This is a genomic window from Nesterenkonia haasae (assembly GCF_010119385.1).
In the GTDB taxonomy this organism is placed as follows: Bacteria; Actinomycetota; Actinomycetes; order Actinomycetales; family Micrococcaceae; genus Nesterenkonia; species Nesterenkonia haasae.
This window is the reverse complement of the sequence record NZ_VFIE01000027.1, coordinates 20983-39825: the sequence shown is the minus strand read 5'-3', so window position 1 is coordinate 39825 and position 18843 is coordinate 20983. Positions and strand designations below refer to the sequence as shown.

31 protein-coding genes are annotated in these 18843 nt (G+C 59.6%); all 31 read left to right on the top strand.

Features of this window, described 5'->3' with window-relative positions:
• The coding region (gene rpsL / locus FH975_RS16685; RefSeq protein WP_235928755.1) for a 30S ribosomal protein S12 at nucleotides 1–242 on the top strand (242 nt) is incomplete at its 5' end.
• On the top strand, nucleotides 242–712 hold the full coding sequence (gene rpsG / locus FH975_RS14120) for a 30S ribosomal protein S7 (RefSeq protein WP_153078014.1): 471 nt from the start codon (nucleotides 242–244) through the stop codon (nucleotides 710–712). The genes rpsL and rpsG, both read left to right, overlap by 1 nt.
• A gap of 21 nt (nucleotides 713–733) precedes the next feature.
• Nucleotides 734–2851 (top strand): elongation factor G, encoded by a 2118-nt coding sequence (gene fusA, locus FH975_RS14115; RefSeq protein WP_328821903.1) that lies wholly within the window; start codon nucleotides 734–736, stop codon nucleotides 2849–2851.
• Nucleotides 2852–2980: 129 nt separating this feature from the next.
• Complete coding sequence (gene tuf, locus FH975_RS14110; protein WP_153078015.1) at nucleotides 2981–4171, top strand: elongation factor Tu; 1191 nt, start codon at nucleotides 2981–2983, stop codon at nucleotides 4169–4171.
• A gap of 405 nt (nucleotides 4172–4576) precedes the next feature.
• On the top strand, nucleotides 4577–4885 hold the full coding sequence (rpsJ, locus tag FH975_RS14105) for a 30S ribosomal protein S10 (RefSeq protein WP_119902480.1): 309 nt from the start codon (nucleotides 4577–4579) through the stop codon (nucleotides 4883–4885).
• Between the two features lie 20 nt (nucleotides 4886–4905).
• Nucleotides 4906–5568, top strand: a complete 663-nt coding sequence (gene rplC / locus FH975_RS14100; protein ID WP_153078016.1) for a 50S ribosomal protein L3 — start codon at nucleotides 4906–4908, stop codon at nucleotides 5566–5568.
• Between the two features lie 4 nt (nucleotides 5569–5572).
• A complete protein-coding gene (rplD, locus tag FH975_RS14095; protein WP_138253423.1) occupies nucleotides 5573–6193 on the top strand; it encodes a 50S ribosomal protein L4 in 621 nt (206 codons plus the stop codon).
• Entirely contained in the window at nucleotides 6190–6498 is a 309-nt protein-coding gene (gene rplW / locus FH975_RS14090) for a 50S ribosomal protein L23 (protein WP_153078017.1), read from the top strand. The genes rplD and rplW overlap by 4 nt, the downstream gene beginning before the upstream one ends.
• A 39-nt stretch (nucleotides 6499–6537) precedes the next feature.
• Entirely contained in the window at nucleotides 6538–7374 is an 837-nt protein-coding gene (rplB, locus tag FH975_RS14085; RefSeq protein WP_153078018.1) for a 50S ribosomal protein L2, read from the top strand.
• A gap of 12 nt (nucleotides 7375–7386) precedes the next feature.
• Nucleotides 7387–7668 carry a 30S ribosomal protein S19 gene (rpsS, locus tag FH975_RS14080; RefSeq protein WP_138253426.1) on the top strand — a complete coding sequence of 94 codons (282 nt, stop codon included), beginning with the start codon at nucleotides 7387–7389 and terminating at the stop codon, nucleotides 7666–7668.
• 42 nt (nucleotides 7669–7710) lie between these two features.
• A complete protein-coding gene (gene rplV / locus FH975_RS14075) occupies nucleotides 7711–8076 on the top strand; it encodes a 50S ribosomal protein L22 (RefSeq protein ID WP_138253427.1) in 366 nt (121 codons plus the stop codon).
• Nucleotides 8076–8891, top strand: coding sequence for a 30S ribosomal protein S3 (gene rpsC, locus FH975_RS14070; protein WP_153078019.1), 816 nt, complete (start codon nucleotides 8076–8078; stop codon nucleotides 8889–8891). Before rplV ends, rpsC begins: the two co-directional genes overlap by 1 nt.
• The gene (rplP, locus tag FH975_RS14065; RefSeq protein ID WP_153078020.1) at nucleotides 8891–9307 is read left to right on the top strand and encodes a 50S ribosomal protein L16; all 417 of its coding nucleotides are present in this window, start codon (nucleotides 8891–8893) and stop codon (nucleotides 9305–9307) included. The genes rpsC and rplP overlap by 1 nt, the downstream gene beginning before the upstream one ends.
• Before the next feature lie 2 nt (nucleotides 9308–9309).
• A complete protein-coding gene (gene rpmC, locus FH975_RS14060; RefSeq protein WP_153078021.1) occupies nucleotides 9310–9579 on the top strand; it encodes a 50S ribosomal protein L29 in 270 nt (89 codons plus the stop codon).
• Nucleotides 9576–9881, top strand: a complete 306-nt coding sequence (gene rpsQ, locus FH975_RS14055; RefSeq protein WP_153078022.1) for a 30S ribosomal protein S17 — start codon at nucleotides 9576–9578, stop codon at nucleotides 9879–9881. The genes rpmC and rpsQ overlap by 4 nt, the downstream gene beginning before the upstream one ends.
• A gap of 331 nt (nucleotides 9882–10212) precedes the next feature.
• A complete protein-coding gene (gene rplN / locus FH975_RS14050; RefSeq protein WP_153078023.1) occupies nucleotides 10213–10584 on the top strand; it encodes a 50S ribosomal protein L14 in 372 nt (123 codons plus the stop codon).
• Between the two features lie 2 nt (nucleotides 10585–10586).
• On the top strand, nucleotides 10587–10913 hold the full coding sequence (rplX, locus tag FH975_RS14045) for a 50S ribosomal protein L24 (RefSeq protein ID WP_138253432.1): 327 nt from the start codon (nucleotides 10587–10589) through the stop codon (nucleotides 10911–10913).
• The gene (gene rplE, locus FH975_RS14040) at nucleotides 10910–11479 is read left to right on the top strand and encodes a 50S ribosomal protein L5 (protein ID WP_153078024.1); all 570 of its coding nucleotides are present in this window, start codon (nucleotides 10910–10912) and stop codon (nucleotides 11477–11479) included. Before rplX ends, rplE begins: the two co-directional genes overlap by 4 nt.
• Before the next feature lie 78 nt (nucleotides 11480–11557).
• Nucleotides 11558–11956, top strand: a complete 399-nt coding sequence (gene rpsH / locus FH975_RS14035) for a 30S ribosomal protein S8 (RefSeq protein WP_138253434.1) — start codon at nucleotides 11558–11560, stop codon at nucleotides 11954–11956.
• Between the two features lie 21 nt (nucleotides 11957–11977).
• Nucleotides 11978–12514, top strand: a complete 537-nt coding sequence (gene rplF / locus FH975_RS14030; RefSeq protein WP_162321881.1) for a 50S ribosomal protein L6 — start codon at nucleotides 11978–11980, stop codon at nucleotides 12512–12514.
• A 3-nt stretch (nucleotides 12515–12517) separates the two neighbouring features.
• A complete protein-coding gene (gene rplR / locus FH975_RS14025; RefSeq protein WP_153078025.1) occupies nucleotides 12518–12889 on the top strand; it encodes a 50S ribosomal protein L18 in 372 nt (123 codons plus the stop codon).
• Nucleotides 12886–13629, top strand: a complete 744-nt coding sequence (gene rpsE, locus FH975_RS14020; protein ID WP_138253437.1) for a 30S ribosomal protein S5 — start codon at nucleotides 12886–12888, stop codon at nucleotides 13627–13629. The genes rplR and rpsE overlap by 4 nt, the downstream gene beginning before the upstream one ends.
• Before the next feature lie 2 nt (nucleotides 13630–13631).
• Entirely contained in the window at nucleotides 13632–13862 is a 231-nt protein-coding gene (rpmD, locus tag FH975_RS14015; protein WP_407938638.1) for a 50S ribosomal protein L30, read from the top strand.
• The gene (gene rplO, locus FH975_RS14010) at nucleotides 13862–14356 is read left to right on the top strand and encodes a 50S ribosomal protein L15 (RefSeq protein ID WP_153078027.1); all 495 of its coding nucleotides are present in this window, start codon (nucleotides 13862–13864) and stop codon (nucleotides 14354–14356) included. The genes rpmD and rplO overlap by 1 nt, the downstream gene beginning before the upstream one ends.
• 149 nt (nucleotides 14357–14505) lie before the next feature.
• Nucleotides 14506–15813 carry a preprotein translocase subunit SecY gene (gene secY / locus FH975_RS14005; RefSeq protein ID WP_153078028.1) on the top strand — a complete coding sequence of 436 codons (1308 nt, stop codon included), beginning with the start codon at nucleotides 14506–14508 and terminating at the stop codon, nucleotides 15811–15813.
• Nucleotides 15810–16379: an adenylate kinase gene (locus FH975_RS14000; RefSeq protein ID WP_162321880.1), complete on the top strand. Its 570-nt coding sequence runs from the start codon at nucleotides 15810–15812 to the stop codon at nucleotides 16377–16379. Before secY ends, FH975_RS14000 begins: the two co-directional genes overlap by 4 nt.
• Entirely contained in the window at nucleotides 16380–17219 is an 840-nt protein-coding gene (map, locus tag FH975_RS13995) for a type I methionyl aminopeptidase (protein WP_162321879.1), read from the top strand.
• 187 nt (nucleotides 17220–17406) lie between these two features.
• Nucleotides 17407–17628 (top strand): translation initiation factor IF-1, encoded by a 222-nt coding sequence (gene infA / locus FH975_RS13990; protein WP_119902502.1) that lies wholly within the window; start codon nucleotides 17407–17409, stop codon nucleotides 17626–17628.
• 20 nt (nucleotides 17629–17648) lie between these two features.
• The gene (gene rpmJ / locus FH975_RS13985; RefSeq protein WP_119902503.1) at nucleotides 17649–17762 is read left to right on the top strand and encodes a 50S ribosomal protein L36; all 114 of its coding nucleotides are present in this window, start codon (nucleotides 17649–17651) and stop codon (nucleotides 17760–17762) included.
• A gap of 228 nt (nucleotides 17763–17990) precedes the next feature.
• Nucleotides 17991–18359 (top strand): 30S ribosomal protein S13, encoded by a 369-nt coding sequence (gene rpsM / locus FH975_RS13980; protein ID WP_153078031.1) that lies wholly within the window; start codon nucleotides 17991–17993, stop codon nucleotides 18357–18359.
• A 12-nt stretch (nucleotides 18360–18371) separates the two neighbouring features.
• Nucleotides 18372–18773, top strand: coding sequence for a 30S ribosomal protein S11 (rpsK, locus tag FH975_RS13975; protein WP_153078032.1), 402 nt, complete (start codon nucleotides 18372–18374; stop codon nucleotides 18771–18773).
• The last annotated feature ends 70 nt before the right edge of the window (nucleotides 18774–18843 follow it).

Genomic DNA, 18843 nt, shown 5'->3' with positions numbered 1-18843 from the left:
CGAACTCCGCGCTGCGTAAGGTGGCACGTGTCCGCCTCGGTGGCGGCGTGGAAGTCACCGCATACATCCCCGGTGAGGGCCACAACCTGCAGGAGCACTCGATCGTGCTTGTTCGCGGTGGCCGTGTGAAAGACCTCCCCGGCGTCCGCTACAAGATTGTCCGCGGTGCCCTCGACACTCAGGGCGTCAAGGGCCGTGGCCAGGCTCGCAGCCGCTACGGTGCTAAGAAGGAGAAGAAGTAATGCCTCGCAAGGGACCCGCGCCTAAGCGCCCACTCGTCCAGGACCCAGTCCACGGTTCGCCACTGGTCACGCAGCTGATCAACAAGGTGCTCGTCGACGGCAAGAAGTCAACGGCAGAGCGCATTGTCTACGGCGCACTTGACGGTGTCGGAAAGAAGACCGGCGAAAACCCGGTGGACTCACTCAAGACCGCAATGGACAATGTCCGCCCCGCACTCGAAGTGCGTTCACGCCGCGTAGGCGGTGCCACATACCAGGTGCCCGTCGAGGTTAAGCCGGGCCGCGCCACTGCTCTCGCGCTGCGCTGGCTGGTCGGTTACGCCAAAGACCGCCGTGAAAAAACGATGACCGACCGCCTGATGAACGAGATCCTCGATGCCTCCAACGGCCTGGGTGCTGCAGTTAAGCGCCGCGAGGACACCCACAAGATGGCCGAGGCCAACAAGGCATTCGCCCACTACCGCTGGTAATAAGGAATAGGGGAATTCACCGTGGCACAACAAGAGGTGCTCACTGACCTCAAGAAGGTCCGCAACATCGGCATCATGGCCCACATCGATGCTGGGAAGACCACCGCAACAGAACGCATCCTGTTCTACACCGGCATGAACCACAAGATCGGTGAAACCCACGACGGTGCGTCGACGACGGACTGGATGGAGCAGGAAAAAGAGCGCGGCATCACGATCACCTCCGCCGCGGTGACCTGCTTCTGGGGCGACAACCAGATCAATATCATCGATACCCCCGGACACGTGGACTTCACCGTCGAGGTGGAGCGTGCCCTGCGGGTCCTCGATGGCGCTGTCGCCGTCTTCGACGGCAAAGAAGGCGTGGAACCGCAGTCTGAGACTGTCTGGCGCCAGGCTGACAAATACAACGTGCCCCGCATCTGCTTCGTCAACAAGATGGACAAGCTCGGTGCCGATTTCTACTACACCGTGGATACGATCAAATCCCGTCTGGGTGCAACACCGCTGGTGATGCAGCTGCCGATCGGTGCAGAGAATGACTTTGTCGGTGTTGTCGACCTGCTGCAGATGAAGGCCCTGGTCTGGCCTGGCGATGCCAAGGGTGACGTGACCATGGGTGCTGAATATGAGGTTCAGGAGATCCCAGAGGACCTGAAAGAGCGCGCTGAGGAGTACCGCAACACGCTCGTCGAGCAGGTCGCCGAAGCTGACGATGTGCTGATGAACAAGTACCTCGAAGGTGAAGAGATCTCCAACGACGAGCTCAAGGAAGGCGTCCGTAAGCTCACCGTCGCCTCCGCTGCCTACCCAGTATTCTGTGGCTCCGCATTCAAGAACCGCGGTGTCCAGCCGATGCTCGACGCTGTCATCGACTACTTGCCGACCCCAGCAGACGTCGAAGCCATGGAGGGGCACAAGCCCAACCATGAGGACGAGATCCTGACTCGACGTCCCCGCAAGGACGAGCCGTTCTCGGCGTTGGCCTTCAAGATCGCCTCCCACCCCTTCTTCGGTCAGCTCACATTCATCCGTGTCTACTCCGGCAAGCTGTCGGCAGGCGCGCAGATTGTGAACTCCACGAAGGGCAAAAAGGAGCGCATCGGAAAGCTCTTCCAGATGCACGCCAACAAGGAGAATCCGGTCGAGGAGATTCAAGCCGGTCACATCTACGCGGTTATCGGGCTCAAAGACACCACCACTGGTGACACCCTCTGCGATCCGAATGACCAGATCGTGCTGGAATCGATGACCTTCCCGGAGCCTGTGATCTCCGTGGCCATTGAGCCGAAGTCCAAGGGTGACCAGGAGAAGCTCTCCACGGCCATCCAGAAGCTTGCAGCCGAGGACCCGACGTTCACGGTCACGCAGAACGACGAGACCGGCCAGACCGAAATCGGCGGCATGGGCGAACTCCACCTGGATATCCTGGTGGACCGCATGCGTCGCGAGTTCAAAGTCGAGGCCAACGTGGGCAAGCCTCAGGTGGCGTACCGCGAAACCATCAAGAAGCGTGTGGAGAAGGTTGACTACACGCACAAGAAACAGACTGGTGGTTCGGGACAGTTCGCCAAGGTGCTCGTGAACTTCGAGCCATTGGACACCGCGGAAGGTGAACTCTACGAGTTCGCTAACCAGGTGACTGGTGGACGAATCCCACGCGAGTACATTCCGTCGGTTGATGCAGGCATCCAAGACGCCATGGGACTCGGCATCCTCGCCGGCTACCCCATGGTGGGAGTCAAGGCTGAACTTGTTGACGGCGCATACCACGACGTCGACTCCTCGGAAATGGCGTTCAAACTCGCCGGATCCCAGGTGTTCAAGGAAGGCGCACGCCGGGCCAACCCTGTACTGCTCGAGCCAATGATGTCGGTCGAAGTCCGTACTCCCGAAGAGTACATGGGCGATGTCATCGGTGACCTCAACTCTCGCCGTGGCCAAATCCAGTCCATGGATGAGGCAGCTGGGGTGAAGGTCATCAAGGCGCTGGTACCACTGTCCGAGATGTTCGGCTACATCGGCGAGCTTCGCTCCCGCACACAGGGCCGCGCAGTGTTCACCATGTCCTTCGACTCCTACGCAGAGGTGCCGAAGGCAGTGGCTGAAGAAATCATCGAAAAGAGCCGCGGCGAGTAGCTTCGGCGTGCACAACTGAATTTCACCAAAACCCGTGAAGTGAGTAGACTTGCGAAAGTTTCAGCCTGGGACACCCCTGTGCCTGAATAAAGTCTTACTGACTCAAACCACGTTCTATAGGAGGAACCTGTGGCTAAGGCAAAGTTCGAGCGGACTAAGCCGCACCTGAACATCGGCACCATCGGTCACGTCGACCACGGCAAGACCACGCTGACTGCCGCGATTTCAAAGGTGCTCGCTGATAAGTTTCCTGACCTCAATGAGGCCAAGGACTTCGCCGGGATCGACAACGCTCCTGAGGAGCGCGAGCGCGGCATCACCATCAACGTCTCCCACGTGGAGTACCAGACCGACAAGCGTCACTACGCACATGTCGACGCTCCAGGTCACGCGGACTATGTGAAGAACATGATCACTGGTGCCGCACAGATGGACGGCGCAATCCTCGTGGTGGCCGCTACTGACGGCCCAATGGCGCAGACTCGCGAGCACGTTCTCCTGGCTCGCCAGGTTGGCGTGCCCAGCCTGCTGGTGGCACTGAACAAGTCCGACATGGTGGATGATGAAGAGCTTCTCGACCTGGTAGAGATGGAAGTTCGTGAGCTGCTCTCAGAGCAGGAATTCGACGGAGACAACGCTCCAGTCGTTCGCACTTCAGGTTTGAAAGCCCTCGAAGGCGACGCTGAGTGGGTCAAGACCGTTGAAGAGCTCATGGACTCAGTCGATGAGTTCATCCCCGAGCCCGAGCGTGACAAGGACAAGCCGTTCCTCATGCCGATCGAGGACGTCTTCACTATCACCGGCCGTGGCACCGTGGTCACCGGTCGCGCCGAGCGCGGCACTCTGAAGATCAACTCTGAGGTTGAGATTCTCGGTATTCGTGACAAGCAGAAGACGACCGTCACAGGTATCGAAATGTTCCACAAGCAGCTGGACGAGGCTTGGGCCGGCGAGAACTGTGGACTGCTGCTTCGCGGTCTGAAGCGTGACGACGTCGAGCGCGGTCAGGTAGTGGCAGCCCCCGGCTCGATCACTCCCCACACCAAGTTCGAGGCCAACGTCTACATCTTGTCCAAGGACGAGGGTGGCCGTCACAACCCCTTCTACACCAACTACCGTCCGCAGTTCTACTTCCGTACAACTGACGTGACCGGCGTAATTGAGCTGCCCGAGGGCACAGAGATGGTGATGCCCGGTGACAACACCGAGATGACCGTCGAGCTCATCCAGCCGATCGCCATGGAAGACGGACTCGGTTTCGCCATCCGTGAGGGTGGGCGCACCGTCGGATCCGGTAAGGTCACAAAGATCCTCGCCTGATCGACAAGTAGCGTAGCGAAAGGCCTCGGCACCATTTCGGTGTCGGGGCCTTTTTGCTGGCATGACCCTGGGCCAAATGCACCGACTTGCCAGATGCGCAGCAGCATGACAGTATAGACAAGTTGCTCGCGGTGCACTATGCCCACGAGCCGAACTACTCAGATAATATCCCGAGACCACACGGGTGTTGCTGTGCCCAGAGCATTGAAGCGACACGCCCGACCGCGTGGACCGGACGCCAACAGTGAGAGCACCCCGAGAATACTCGGATTCGCGCTGTCTGGTCAGGCCATAACTGCAGAAGGTGTTTGACAACTCTTTCTGGGACGCTGCGTCCAGCCACAGATATGGCCTGGCTGATTCGAGGACGTATTGCAAGCCAAGTCAGAAAGAGGGCTCATCGCCATGGCGGGACAAAAAATCCGCATCCGGCTGAAGTCGTATGACCACGAAGTCATCGACACCTCCGCCCGGAAGATCGTCGACACGGTGACCCGTGCAGGCGCCACAGTCGTCGGCCCAGTGCCGCTTCCGACTGAGAAAAACGTCTACACCGTGATTCGTTCACCGCACAAGTACAAAGACTCACGCGAGCACTTCGAGATGCGCACCCACAAGCGTCTGATCGACATCGTTGACCCGACGCCCAAGGCTGTCGACTCACTGATGCGCCTCGACCTGCCAGCTGACGTCAACATCGAGATCAAGCTCTAGAAGGGGGTGCTGAGAGAACTATGACCAACATTTCCCGCGTAGACACTCACGTCAAAGGGTTGCTGGGCACGAAGCTCGGCATGACCCAGGTCTGGGACGAGAACAACAACTTCGTTCCAGTCACTGTTATCCAGGCCGATTCCAACGTCGTCACCCAGGTCCGTACGGCTGAGACTGACGACTACAGCGCCGTTCAGATTGGCTATGGCCAGATCGATCCGCGCAAGGTCACCAAGCCAATGGCTGGACACTTCGACAAAGCAGGTGTGACTCCGCGTCGCCACCTGGTCGAGATTCGCACATCAGATGCTGCCGAGTACGAGCTCGGACAAGACCTGTCGGTTGAGACATTTGAAGCCGGTCAGAAGATCGACGTCATTGGCACGACTAAGGGCAAGGGCTTCGCCGGCGTTATGAAGCGCCACGGATTCTCTGGTGTCGGGGCCTCGCACGGTCAGCACAAGAATCACCGTAAGCCCGGTTCAATCGGTGGTGCAGCCACTCCCGGACGCGTCTTCAAGGGCCTCCGCATGGCTGGTCGCATGGGCAACGTCCGCCACACCACACACAACTTGACTCTCCACGCCGTGGACGCCGAGAAGAACCTGCTGCTCATCAAAGGCGCAGTCCCCGGCCCCAAAGGCGGAGTCATCCTCGTCCGCACCGCAGTGAAGGGAGCATGATCCCATGAGCTCCAAGGTATCGGTCGACTTCCCAGCAGAGATCTTCGACGTTGAAACCAACAACGCGTTGATCCACCAGGTTGTCGTCGCCCAGCAGGCAGCTGCCCGGCAGGGCACTCACAAAACCAAGACTCGCGCCGAGCGCTCTGGCACCACGGCAAAGCCGTTCCGCCAGAAGGGCACAGGCCGCGCCCGTCAGGGTTCCATGATCGCCCCGCACATGATCGGTGGCGGTGTAGTCCACGGGCCGCAGCCCCGCAACTATGCTCAGCGCACCCCCAAAAAGATGAAGGCAGCTGCCCTGCGCGGAGTGCTTTCTGACCGGGCGCGCCACGGACGTATTCACGTCATCGACGCACTGGTCACAGAGAAGGCTTCCACTAAGGCAGCCAAAGAGGCTCTGGCCTCTCTTGGAGGTCGCAACCGCAACTGGCTGGTCATCATTGACCGCGATGATGACATCACCGCTTTGTCAGTTCGGAACCTTCCTGAGGTTCACGCCCTCTATGCCGATCAGCTGAACACCTACGACGTCCTCGTCTCCGACGATCTCGTCTTTACGCAGGCCGGCTACGACGCGTTCTTGGCCAAGGCCCAGAGCAGCACGAAGGAGGAGGCCAAATGAGCGTCCTGACGGAAAAGAACCCGCGCGACGTCATCATCGCCCCGGTGATCTCTGAGAAGTCATACAACAACATTGACGAGGGGAAGTACACCTTCCTCGTTGCCACTGGGGCCAGCAAGCCCGAGATCAAGTCGGCTGTAGAGCAGATCTTCAGCGTCAAGGTCGACAGGGTCAACACTGTCAACCGTGCTGGTAAACGACGCCGCACCCGCTTCGGCTGGGGCAAGCGCAACGACACCAAGCGCGCAATCGTGACTCTCAAAGAGGGCCAAGCAATCGACATCTTCGGAGGATCCGCTGCCTAGCGCAGCCGGAACCACTTGATCGAGGAAGAGTAAAAACACATGGCTATTCGCAATCTCAAGCCGAACACCCCGGGCCAACGCGGCTCATCGGTGGCCGACTTTGCTGAGATTACCCGGGACACTCCGGAAAAGTCTCTGCTGAAGCCCCTGCACAAAACAGGTGGCCGCAACAGCTCGGGCAAAATCACCACACGGCACAAGGGCGGTGGACACAAGCGTCAGTACCGTCTGATCGACTTCCGCCGCTCGGACCGTGACGGTGTGCCCGCCAAGGTCGCACACATCGAGTACGACCCCAACCGCACAGCCCGCATCGCCCTGCTGCACTTCGCAGACGGAACAAAGCGCTACATCCTGGCACCGGCCAAGCTGGTCCAGGGTGCAGTTGTCGAGTCCGGCGCTAATGCTGACATCAAGCCGGGCAACAACCTGCCGCTTCGGAACATCCCGATTGGTACGGTCATCCACGCTGTAGAGCTCCGCCCGGGCGGAGGCGCCAAACTCGGTCGTTCCGCTGGCGCCTCAATCCAGCTGGTGGCTCGTGAAGGCCGGTACGCGCAGGTGCGTCTCCCCTCAGGTGAGGTGCGTTACGTTGACGTCCGGTGCCGCGCAACTATTGGTCAGGTCGGCAACGCTGAGCAGACCAATATCAGCTGGGGCAAGGCCGGCCGTATGCGCTGGAAGGGTGTCCGCCCAACCGTCCGCGGTGTGGTGATGAACCCTGTAGACCACCCACATGGTGGTGGCGAGGGCAAGACCTCAGGTGGACGTCACCCGGTCAACCCCAACGGCAAGCCAGAAGGCCGCACCCGCCGCCCGAATAAAGAGAGCGACAAACTCATCGTGCGTCGCCGTCGAACGAAGAACAAGCGATAGGAGCCTGGAAACATGCCACGCAGCCTGAAGAAGGGCCCCTTCGTTGATCAGCATCTGTACCTCAAAGTGCAGTCTGAGAACGAAAAGGGCACCAAGAACGTCATCAAGACCTGGTCCCGCCGTTCCATGATCATCCCGGACATGCTCGGCCACACCATTGCCGTGCATGACGGACGTAAGCACATCCCCGTGTTCATCACCGAGTCGATGGTGGGCCATAAGCTCGGCGAGTTTGCCTCGACCCGAGCTTTCCGCGGACATGTGAAGGACGACAAGAGGGGCAAGCGCCGCTGACGCGGGGCTTGAACCTCTAGAGAAGACGAGAGAAGGAAAGCAATGGAAGCCAAGGCAATTGCGCGCTATGTGCGCGCGACGCCTATGAAGGCCCGTCGCGTCGTCGACCTTGTCCGCGGCAAGCAGGCCAACGAAGCACTGGCCATCCTCCAGTTCGCCCCCCAGGGCGCATCGGAGCCGGTGTACAAGGTGGTCGCATCCGCCATGGCCAACGCCCGGCAGCACGCCGACAAAGACGGAGTCGCCTTCAATGAGGACGATTACTTCATCACCGAAGCACGTGTTGACGAGGGGCCGACCATGAAGCGGTTCCGCCCCCGTGCACAAGGACGCGCGTTCCGGATCAATAAGCGCACCAGCCACGTGACCATCGTGGTCGGCACAGAAGAGAAAGGTGGGGATCAGTAGTGGGACAGAAGATCAACCCCAATGGTTTCCGTCTGGGCATCACCACTGACCACGTCTCGCACTGGTACGCCGACTCCACGAAACCGGGTCAGCGCTACAAGGACTTTGTCAAGGAAGATGTTCAGATTCGTGAGCTGCTGGAAAAGAGCGTTGAGCGCGCCGGCATCTCAAAGGTCGAAATCGAACGTACTCGTGACCGAGTCCGCGTAGACATCCACACTGCGCGTCCGGGCATCGTGATCGGTCGACGCGGCGCGGAAGCAGACCGCATCCGCAGTGAACTGGAAAAGCTCAGCAAGAAGCAGATTCAGCTCAACATTCTCGAGGTGAAGAGCCCCGAGACGGACGCTCAGCTGGTAGCGCAGGGCGTAGCTGAGCAGCTTGCAGCCCGCGTGGCCTTCCGCCGTGCCATGAAGAAGGCCATCTCCTCGGCCATGCGGTCCGGAGCAAAGGGTATCCGTATCCAATGCGCCGGTCGCCTCGGCGGAGCCGAGATGTCCCGTTCGGAGTTCTACCGCGAAGGACGCGTGCCCCTGCACACCCTGCGCGCCAACATTGACTTCGGCAAGCACGAGGCCAAGACGACTTTCGGCCGAATCGGTGTCAAGGTCTGGGTCTACAAGGGTGACCTGACCGCTAAGGAACTGGCTGCTCAGCAGGCAGCCCAGCCTTCCGGCCGTGGCCGCGGTGGAGACCGTGGTGGACGCGGCGGCGCAGGCGGCGGCGATCGTCGTCGTCGCGGTGCCGGACGCGGCCGTGACGGTGCAGCACCAGAGACCGCCGCAGCACCTGCCGCTGAAGGAGGGCAGAACTGATGTTGATGCCTAAGCGCGTCAAGTACCGCAAACCCCACAAGCCCAAGCGCGGTGGTATGGCCAAAGGTGGCACAGAGCTCACTTTTGGTGAATACGGCATCCAGGCGCTGAGCCCTGCCTACGTGACCAACCGGCAGATTGAGTCGGCACGTATTGCTATGACCCGCCATATCAAGCGTGGTGGCAAGGTCTGGATCAGCATCTATCCGGACCACCCGCTGACCAAGAAGCCTGCTGAAGTCCGCATGGGCTCCGGCAAGGGTTCACCCGAATGGTGGGTCGCCAATGTCAAGCCCGGACGTGTGATGTTCGAGCTGTCCGGTGTCAGCGAAGAGGTCGCGAAAGAGGCACTCCGTCTGGCAATCCACAAGCTGCCGATGAAGGCACGCGTGATCAGCCGAGAGAGTGGTGAATGATCATGGCAGTTGGAACAAAAGACCTGACCACTGAGAAGTTGGCAGAGTCCAACGACGCCGAACTGGGCACTAAGCTCCGTGAAGCAAAGGAAGAGCTGTTCAATCTGCGCTTCCAGTCCGCCACCGGCCAGCTGGAGAACTCGGCTCGCCTGAAGGCCGTCAAGCGCGACATCGCACGCATCTACACTGTGCTGCGCGAGCGCGAGCTCGGCATCCGTGAATCAGTGGGTGTCCCTGCTGAGGCTGAAGAGACCGAGGAGGATTCGGCATGAGTGAAAACACTACTGAGGCCGTTCAGCGGAACAAGGACCACACCTCTGCTGAGCGCAACTACCGCAAAAACCTGCGCGGCGTCGTCGTCTCCGACAAAATGGAGAAGACAATTGTGGTAGAGGTCGAGGACCGTCGTAAGCACTCCCTGTATGGGAAAGTGATGAAGCGGCACTCGAAGTTCAAAGCGCATGACGAGAACCAGGAAGCCGGGATCGGAGACACCGTTTTGATCTCTGAAACCCGCCCGCTCTCTGCAACTAAGCGCTGGCGTCTGGTGAGGGTCATCGAAAAGGCCAAGTGATCCATCCGACTGGTGCTTCTGCCGCTGAGAGAGTCAGCTCAGGCATTCAGTCGCTGATTGTTTCACCAACACAGAAGGCTCGGATCTCCAACTCCAAGTTGGGTTCCGGGCCTTCTGTGTGTAGACTGTTGTAGTTGTGCGCCCGTGTGCGTAGTTTTTCTCCGCCACGGACAGCGCATGTCCCCCAAAGCCGCCTCGGCCATCCACCAAATAGGTTGCTCGTATGAGCCATGGTGTGTGGGAAAGCGGCGGGGGAGCATCCAGAAATCTAGATGTTCCACCAGGCTCGCGCAGCATGCACGAGGACCAGTAGGACGACAGGAGAAGACACGTGATTCAGCAGGAATCGCGGCTGAAGATCGCCGACAACACCGGTGCCAAGGAGATCCTTGTCATCCGCGTGCTCGGTGGCTCCGGACGCCGCTATGCAGGTATTGGTGACACATTCGTCGCCACTGTTAAGGACGCCATTCCCGGCGGTAACGTGAAGAAGGGCGAGGTCGTCAAGGCCGTCGTCGTTCGTACACGCAAGAAGACTCGCCGGACAGACGGTTCATACATCAGCTTTGATGAGAATGCCGCTGTCATCCTCAAAGGCGACACCCCAGAACCACGCGGCACCCGTATCTTCGGGCCCGTTGGTCGTGAACTTCGCGATAAGAGATTTATGAAGATCGTCTCCCTCGCACCGGAGGTGCTGTAACCATGGCCAAGATCAAAAAAGACGACTTAGTCCAGGTTCTCACCGGAAAAGACAAAGGCAAGCAGGGCAAAGTGCTGCAGGTGATCCCTAAGAACGATCGTGTGATCGTTGAAGGAGTCAACCGCATGAAGCGCCACCTGCGTGCCGGTCAGTTCGGCCAAAACGAAGGCGGCATCGTCGAGTCCGAGGCCTCCATCCACATCTCAAATGTGGCCGTGGTGGACCCGGAGACCGAGAAGCCGACTCGTGTGGGCTACCGATTCGACGAGGTAGACGGCGAAGTCAAAAAGGTCCGCTACGCCAAGGCCTCCGGGAAGGAGCTGTCATGACCGAGACCGCAGTGAAGATCACCCCTCGCTTGAAGAATAAGTACCGCGAAGAGATTCGCGACTCGCTGCAGAACGAGTTTGGATACACAAACGTCATGCAGGTGCCCGGTTTGGTCAAAGTCGTGGTGAACATGGGTGTCGGTGAAGCCGCACGAGACTCCAAGCTCATCCAGGGTGCGATCGAGGATCTGACTAAAATCACCGGTCAGAAGCCCAAGGTCACCCGAGCACGGAAATCCATTGCCCAGTTCAAACTGCGCGAAGGCCAGCCGATCGGCACCCACACCACGCTTCGTGGTGACAGGATGTGGGAGTTTGTGGACCGGCTTGTCACTCTGGCGCTGCCACGTATTCGCGACTTCCGAGGGCTCAGCGATCGCCAGTTCGACGGTAACGGCAACTACACTTTCGGGCTCACCGAGCAGGCAGTGTTCCACGAGATCGATCAGGACAAGATCGACCGTCCACGCGGAATGGACATCACCGTAGTGACCACCGCGACCACCGACGACGAGGGCCGGGCGCTATTGCGCGCACTGGGCTTCCCGTTCAAGAGCAACCAGTAATCACTACGCCGCAGGTCCGTGCACCAGAGCGCTGCTCCGGAGCTCGGAAACCACGTCGAGGAAGAGTAAAAGCCCCATATGACAATGACTGATCCAGTCGCAGACATGCTGACTCGTCTGCGCAACGCCAACTCGGCATTCCATGACCAGGTCTCGATGCCGAGCTCCAAGCTCAAAGTGCGCATCGCTGACATCCTCAAGGCCGAGGGCTACATCACTGATTGGCGCGAAGAGGAGGCCGAGGTTGGTAAGACGCTAATCGTCGACCTCAAATTTGGTCCGAGCCGTGAACGTTCGATCGCTGGCCTGAAGCGCATCTCAAAGCCTGGCCTCCGCGTCTACGCGAAGTCCAACAATCTGCCCCATGTTTTGGGCGGACTGGGCATCGCCATCCTGTCCACATCCTCCGGTCTGCTTACTGACCGGCAGGCTGGCAAGAAGGGTGTAGGTGGGGAAGTCCTCGCCTACGTCTGGTAACCCGGAAGGAGTCTGAGCACTATGTCACGCATCGGTCGTCTTCCGATCACCGTCCCCTCCGGTCTCGAGGTCAGCCTCGATGGCCGCGATATTCGCGTCAAAGGCTCGAAGGGAGAGCTCAGCCGCACGCTTGCTGAGGGCATCACCGTCGAGATCGAGGACGGAACCATCACGGTTCACCGTCCCAACGACGAACGCGAAGCCCGCTCCCTGCACGGCCTGACCCGAAGCCTCATCAACAATATGATCATCGGCGTCACTGAGGGCTTCACCAAGAAGCTCGAAATTGTCGGCACCGGTTACCGCGTGCAGGCGAAGGGTAACGACCTCGAGTTTGCCCTCGGCTACTCCCACCCGGTCCCGGTTGCAGCGCCTGAAGGCATCACCTTCACCGTTGAGGGTGCCAATAAGTTGGCAGTCTCTGGAATCGACAAGCAGCAGGTCGGCGAGGTCTCCGCGAACATCCGCAAATTGCGTAAGCCTGACCCGTATAAGGGTAAAGGCGTGCGCTACGAAGGCGAGCAGATTCGCCGCAAGGCCGGAAAGGCAGGTAAGTAAACCATGGCTATCGGTATCAAGGGCAAGTCAAAGTCCGCTGCCCGCGGCCGGCGCCACCTGCGCCTGCGTAAGAAGGTCCACGGATCCCCAGAGCGCCCACGCCTGGTGGTCAACCGCTCAGCCCGCCATATGGTGGCTCAGGTCGTCAACGACCTCGAAGGCAAAACTCTGGTCTCCGCCACCACCATGGAAGCTGACTTGCGCAGCTTCGACGGTGACAAGACCGCCAAGGCCAAAAAGGTCGGCGAGATGATCGCCGAACGCGCCAAGGCGGCTGGCATCGAGGCAGTGGTCTTCGACCGCGGCGGCAACAAGTACCACGGTCGCGTGGCCGCTGTCGCAGACGGCGCACGGGAAGGCGGTTTGAAGCTGTGAGTGAGAACGCAACTAACGAGAAGGACGTTCAGGTGACTGAGTCCAACGAGAACACCAACGCTGAGGCTGCCGGTCAGACTCAGGCAGCTGGTGACCAGAAGAACGACTCCCGCCGAGGTGAACGTGGCGGTCGTGGCGAAGGCCGCGGTCGTGGACGTGGACGCGGTGAGGGACGTGGCCGTGGTGGCCGTGACGAAGAGAAGGACAAGTTCCTTGAGCGCGTCGTGACCATCAACCGTGTGTCTAAGGTCGTCAAAGGTGGCCGACGCTTCAGCTTTACCGCTCTCGTAGTGGTAGGCGACGGCGACGGCACTGTCGGCGTGGGCTATGGCAAAGCCAAAGAAGTTCCGGCTGCCATTGCTAAGGGTGTCGAAGAAGCCAAGAAGAGCTTCTTCCGCGTCCCTCGCGTCGGTTCGACCATCCCGCACCTGGTCAAGGGTGAGGATGCAGCCGGCGTCGTGCTGCTGCGTCCAGCATCCGCAGGTACCGGTGTGATCGCCGGAGGCCCGGTCCGCGCCGTCCTCGAATGCGCCGGCATTCATGACGTGCTGACCAAGTCCATGGGTTCTGTGAACGCGATCAACATCGTTCACGGCACCATCGACGCTCTGAAGCAGCTCGAAGAGCCAGAAGCTGTGGCGGCACGCCGCGGCAAAGCGCTCGACGAGGTGGCCCCGGCTCCCATGCTGCGGACTATGGCCGCAGACCGTGAGGCCCGTGCGCAGAAGGCAGGTGCATGACCATGGCAACTGATGTCCAGTACACCACTGCAAAGGATCTCAAGGTTTCTGAAGCGAAACTCGAGATCACCCAGATCAAATCCACGATCGGCACTAAGCCAAAGCACCGGGAGACTGTGCGCTCCTTGGGTCTGAAGCGCATTGGCCACACTGTGGTCCGTGATGCCGATGTCGTCACGGTGGGCATGCTCAACACCGTGAAGCATCTTGTCAAAGTTGAGGAGGCCAAGTGATGGCAGAGAACAATTCTGCCGAGTCAGAGGTCCTGAAGCTGCACGACCTGAAGCCAGCCCGTGGCTCCAAGAAGGCTCGCCAGCGCGTGGGCCGAGGCGAAGCCTCCAAGGGTAAAACGGCAGGTCGAGGCACTAAGGGAACAAAAGCTCGCAACACAGTGCGCGCTGGCTTCGAAGGCGGACAGCTCCCGCTGTATATGCGCCTGCCGAAGCTGCGCGGCTTCAAGAGCCCTTTCCGTGTGGAGTACTCCCCGGTCAATCTGACCAAATTGGGCGATCTCTACCCGGACGGTGGCGATGTCACAGCTGAAGATCTGATCGCCAAGGGTGTTGCTCGTAAGGGCAAGCCAGTGAAGATCCTCGGATCCGGCGAAATCTCAGTAGCGGTCAACGTAAAGGCCCACGGCTTTTCGTCATCTGCCGAAGAGAAGATCAAGGCCGCTGGCGGTTCGGTCACGGCCCTGCCGTTGAAGAACGCTCCAGCTGCTGAATGATCATCACCATCTAAATACATCGGTCAGCCCTCGCTTTACAAGCGGGGGCTGACCGTGTTTCACCCCGATTCTTGTCCCGCTGCTGCGGCGGGTAGGATGAATGACTGTGGTCGGCCCACGAGTATCGCCGTGCCCAAAGAGGAGGACGCTTGTTCAGCGCAATAACCAGGGTGTTCGCATCACCTGATCTGCGCATGAAGATCCTATTCACACTAGGGATCATCACGATCTACCGGATCGGCGCATTCATTCCAGCACCCGGCGTGGACTACAACGGAGTGCAGCGCTGCCTCGCTCTCGGCAATACTGACGGCGGCCTCTATTCGTTCGTCAACATGTTCTCTGGTGGCGCGATGCTGCAAGTATCGGTTTTCGCGCTGGGGATCATGCCCTACATCACGGCCGCAATCATTGTGCAGCTTCTTCGAGTGGTCATCCCACGCTTCGAAGCGCTCCAGCGCGAAGGCGCACAGGGTCAAGCCAAGCTCACTCAGTACACCCGCTACCTGACGCTGGCCCTAGCCACTTTGAACGCCACAGTGCTCGTCACGATGGCCCGCTCTGGTGCCCTGCTGGGCTGCGAGCCCGGCGAGATCATTCCCGACGACTCCATGCCTGTCATTCTGCTGATGATCCTGGTGATGACCACCGGTGTGGCCATGATTATGTGGCTCGGCGAGCAGATCACTGAACGCGGTGTCGGCAACGGTATGTCCATCCTGATCTTTGTCGCCATTGCTGCCGGTTTCCCCGGCTCAATGCGCCAGATCTGGGTCGAGCAGGACTGGCGAGTATTTACCGCCATCTGCGTCATCGGCCTGTGCTTGATCGCAGCCATCGTCTTCGTGGAACAGTCCCAACGCCGCGTGCCCGTACAGTATGCGAAGAAGCAAGTAGGCCGGCGCACAGTCGGCGGAACCAGCACCTACATTCCCATCAAGGTGAATATGGCTGGTGTGATCCCCGTGATCTTCTCCTCCTCGGTCCTGATGCTGCCGTCTGTGGCTATGCAGTTCAACCAGCCGACCCCCGGCGAGGAACCTTCCGGAATCTTCGTCTTCCTGAACCAGTACTTCGACGGCGCACACCCCGTCTATATGGCCACCTTCTTCCTCATGACCGTCGGCTTCACGTACTTCTACGTGTCGATTACGTTCAACCCCAATGAAGTAGCCGAGAACATGCGCAAGTACGGTGGTTTCATCCCCGGTATCCGTGCCGGTAGACCCACAGAGGGTTACCTGGCCTACGTCATCAGCCGCATTACGTTCCCAGGCTCGCTGTACCTAGGCTTCGTCGCCCTCATCCCGCTCATAGCCTTCGTGCTGATCGGGGCTGACCAGAACTTCCCGTTCGGCGGCACATCCATCCTGATCATGGTCGGCGTCGGGCTCACTACGGTGAAACAGATCAGTGCACAGATGGAACAACACAACTACGAAGGGCTGCTGCGATGACGCGAATGCTGATTGTTGGACCACAAGGTTCTGGTAAAGGAACACAGGCGAAACTCGTCTCACAGCAGCTAGGCATTGTCGCAATCTCCACCGGTGACATCTTCCGAGCCAACATCAAGGGTGAGACTGAACTGGGCAAGGAAGCCAAGGGTTACGTCGATGCCGGGGACTTGGTGCCGGACTCACTGACTAATCGCCTTGTAGAGGACCGCCTCAGCTGGGAGGACGCGGCTGATGGGTTCCTCCTCGACGGCTACCCACGCAACAGGACACAGGCGGCGACGCTGAATGAGATCCTCGATCGCTTGGGCGTGGAACTGGACGCAGTCCTGGAACTGACAGCAGACACTGATGAGCTCACCCAACGCCTGAAGCACAGAGCCGAAACTGAAGGCCGCGACGACGACGCTGACGAGACGGTCATTCGCCGCCGCTTGGAGCTCTTCGAGAATGAGACCCGTCCGATGATTGATGAATACAATACGCGCGGCCTAGTCAAGCAGGTCGACGGTCTGGGCTCCGTTGATGAGGTCAACGCGCGCATCATGGAAGCACTGAAGTCCTAAGTGTTTTCGCGAGGGCGCATTGAGCTGAAATCGGAGGGACAGCTGCGGCATATGGACGCGGCTGGATCTGTACTGTGCGAGGCACTCGACGCAACAGTCGCTGCAGCATCTCCTGGAGTGACCACCAATGAGCTCAACGAGATTTTCGCCAATCTCATCGCTGAACGTGGAGCGAAACCCAACTTCTTGAACTACCACGGATTCCCAGGACATATCTGCACCTCAGTGAATGAGGAAGTTGTTCACGGCATACCCGGAGATCGTGTCCTACAGCCAGGTGATGTCTTGAAAGTTGACGCGGGATGCATTATCGAAGGCTGGCATTCCGACTCAGCTCGCACTGTGATTCTCGGTTCCAGCGGATCAGGCACCGCGGATCCGGAGGATGAAAGGCTCTCTGAAGTCACCCGAGCCGCTTTATGGCGGGGCATCGCAGCGTTCGCAACAGCCAAGCACATCGGTGAGATCGGTGACGCCATCGAGGACTACGTCACCTCCCAACCCGGTAAGCCATTGGGCATCCTAGAAGAGTACGTCGGACACGGCATTGGTTCAGCAATGCACCTGCCGCCTGACGTCTTTAACTACGCGACCGGTATGAAGGGCGCAAAGATCAAACCCGGCATGGCGTTGGCTATCGAACCAATGCTTGTGCGCGGCAGTATCGAAACTGAGATCCTTGACGACAATTGGACCGTGGTGACCGCTGATCATGCGCGTTCGAGCCAATGGGAACACTCGGTCTGCCGGCACCAAGACGGTGTGTGGGTGTTGACCGCACCCGACGGCGGAGCAGCTGAGCTCGAACCACTTGGCGTCACTCCGGTTCCGATCCCCTGAGGAGGGGCCAGTCAGCGCAGATTGGCGTGGCGGGCTTGACTCAGGTAGTATCGTTTGTTGGTTGTCTCTGCGGTCCTGTGTGCCCGCGAGGCTCTGAAGCAAAAGCCCAGATTCTCTGACCCATTTTTCGTGCAGTTTGCTCTGCACTGAAAGTGGTCAGCTGAATCGCGATCGTTGTGTGGAGAGTATGGGGAAAAAAGAAGGCGTCATCGAAGTAGAGGGTCGGGTGGTTGAAGCCCTGCCCAACGCAATGTTCCGGGTCAAGCTGGAGAACGACCACGTTGTCCTGGCCACCATCTCGGGCAAGATGCGCCAGCACTACATCCGCATCCTCCCCGAGGACCGGGTTGTAGTGGAAATGAGCCCCTATGACCTGAACCGCGGCCGCATTGTCTACCGCTACAAGTAAGCAAGAGTAGGAGAACCGACATGAAGGTTCAGCCGAGTGTCAAGCCGATCTGCTCGGATTGCAAGACCATCCGCCGTGGTGGGATTGTCCGCGTGATCTGCAAGAACCCGCGCCACAAGCAGCGCCAGGGCTGAACGTCACACGCCTCACGGCGTAGGACGTGCCCTGCAAGAAACACAGCTCAATACAGATATGGCAGTGCAGCTCGCGAATGAGCTGGCGAGCACACCTCCGGTTCCCGAAGGCCGGAGACCCAATGACGGCGCCCCCTCCGGCGCCGGATACCAACTTCACCACGAGGCTGGATCCCATTGGGGTTGCGCTGTCACAGACCTTCGGAAGAACACAAGGAGGACTGCCGCATGGCACGTCTGGCTGGTGTCGACATCCCGCGCGAAAAGCGCACGGTGATCGCACTCACCTATATCTACGGCGTGGGCCGCACCCGCGCCGAACAAGTCATTGAGGTCACAGGTGTTGACGGCAACACCCGCGTTAAAGACCTGACTGACGAGCAGCTGGTCGCTCTGCGCGACTACATCGAGGGGAACTTCACAGTTGAGGGCGACCTTCGACGCGAAGTCTCCTCCGATATTCGCCGCAAGGTCGAAATCGGCTCCTATGAGGGACTGCGCCACCGTCGCGGTCTGCCTGTCCGCGGGCAGCGCACCAAGACCAATGCGCGTACCCGTAAGGGCCCCAAGAAGACCGTCGCAGGCAAGAAGAAGTAGTCAGGAGTTCCAATGCCCCCCAAGAGTCGTACTGCGGCGCGCAAGCCGCGCCGCCGCGCATCAAAGAACATCACCCAGGGTCAGGCTCACATCAAGTCGACCTTCAACAACACCATTGTGTCCATCACAGATTCTACCGGCGCGGTGCTCTCATGGGCGTCCTCCGGTGAAGTCGGATTCAAGGGGTCCCGCAAGTCGACGCCCTTCGCCGCGCAGATGGCTGCCGAACAGGCGGCCAAGCGAGCACAAGAGCACGGCATGAAGAAGGTTGACGTCTTCGTGAAGGGCCCCGGCTCCGGACGCGAGACCGCGATCCGCTCACTGCAGGCCGCTGGCCTGGAGGTCGGCTCCATCCAGGACGTCACCCCCAGCGCACACAACGGCTGCCGTCCGCCGAAGCGCCGCCGCGTCTAACGCGGCTTCCTTTACCAAGCCCTTCAAAGCCGACGCGCGGCTCTGCTGCCAGGTACGACAGCAGAGCCGC

What these genes read in the sequence shown, in the direction of transcription:
- FH975_RS14000 (WP_162321880.1), top strand. Translation starts at nt 15,810, where the DNA reads ATGACGCGAATGCTGATTGTTGGACCACAAGGTTCTGGTAAAGGAACA.
- rplX (WP_138253432.1), top strand. Translation starts at nt 10,587, where the DNA reads ATGGCCAAGATCAAAAAAGACGACTTAGTCCAGGTTCTCACCGGAAAA.
- rpsJ (WP_119902480.1), top strand. Translation starts at nt 4,577, where the DNA reads ATGGCGGGACAAAAAATCCGCATCCGGCTGAAGTCGTATGACCACGAA.
- rpsS (WP_138253426.1), top strand. Translation starts at nt 7,387, where the DNA reads ATGCCACGCAGCCTGAAGAAGGGCCCCTTCGTTGATCAGCATCTGTAC.
- rplE (WP_153078024.1), top strand. Translation starts at nt 10,910, where the DNA reads ATGACCGAGACCGCAGTGAAGATCACCCCTCGCTTGAAGAATAAGTAC.
- rplB (WP_153078018.1), top strand. Translation starts at nt 6,538, where the DNA reads ATGGCTATTCGCAATCTCAAGCCGAACACCCCGGGCCAACGCGGCTCA.
- rpsK (WP_153078032.1), top strand. Translation starts at nt 18,372, where the DNA reads ATGCCCCCCAAGAGTCGTACTGCGGCGCGCAAGCCGCGCCGCCGCGCA.
- rpmJ (WP_119902503.1), top strand. Translation starts at nt 17,649, where the DNA reads ATGAAGGTTCAGCCGAGTGTCAAGCCGATCTGCTCGGATTGCAAGACC.
- rpsG (WP_153078014.1), top strand. Translation starts at nt 242, where the DNA reads ATGCCTCGCAAGGGACCCGCGCCTAAGCGCCCACTCGTCCAGGACCCA.
- rplW (WP_153078017.1), top strand. Translation starts at nt 6,190, where the DNA reads ATGAGCGTCCTGACGGAAAAGAACCCGCGCGACGTCATCATCGCCCCG.
- rpsQ (WP_153078022.1), top strand. Translation starts at nt 9,576, where the DNA reads ATGAGTGAAAACACTACTGAGGCCGTTCAGCGGAACAAGGACCACACC.
- rplP (WP_153078020.1), top strand. Translation starts at nt 8,891, where the DNA reads ATGTTGATGCCTAAGCGCGTCAAGTACCGCAAACCCCACAAGCCCAAG.
- rpsM (WP_153078031.1), top strand. Translation starts at nt 17,991, where the DNA reads ATGGCACGTCTGGCTGGTGTCGACATCCCGCGCGAAAAGCGCACGGTG.
- infA (WP_119902502.1), top strand. Translation starts at nt 17,407, where the DNA reads ATGGGGAAAAAAGAAGGCGTCATCGAAGTAGAGGGTCGGGTGGTTGAA.
- rplC (WP_153078016.1), top strand. Translation starts at nt 4,906, where the DNA reads ATGACCAACATTTCCCGCGTAGACACTCACGTCAAAGGGTTGCTGGGC.
- rpmC (WP_153078021.1), top strand. Translation starts at nt 9,310, where the DNA reads ATGGCAGTTGGAACAAAAGACCTGACCACTGAGAAGTTGGCAGAGTCC.
- rplR (WP_153078025.1), top strand. Translation starts at nt 12,518, where the DNA reads ATGGCTATCGGTATCAAGGGCAAGTCAAAGTCCGCTGCCCGCGGCCGG.
- rplF (WP_162321881.1), top strand. Translation starts at nt 11,978, where the DNA reads ATGTCACGCATCGGTCGTCTTCCGATCACCGTCCCCTCCGGTCTCGAG.
- rplV (WP_138253427.1), top strand. Translation starts at nt 7,711, where the DNA reads ATGGAAGCCAAGGCAATTGCGCGCTATGTGCGCGCGACGCCTATGAAG.
- rpmD (WP_407938638.1), top strand. Translation starts at nt 13,632, where the DNA reads ATGGCAACTGATGTCCAGTACACCACTGCAAAGGATCTCAAGGTTTCT.
- rpsH (WP_138253434.1), top strand. Translation starts at nt 11,558, where the DNA reads ATGACAATGACTGATCCAGTCGCAGACATGCTGACTCGTCTGCGCAAC.
- rplO (WP_153078027.1), top strand. Translation starts at nt 13,862, where the DNA reads ATGGCAGAGAACAATTCTGCCGAGTCAGAGGTCCTGAAGCTGCACGAC.
- rplD (WP_138253423.1), top strand. Translation starts at nt 5,573, where the DNA reads ATGAGCTCCAAGGTATCGGTCGACTTCCCAGCAGAGATCTTCGACGTT.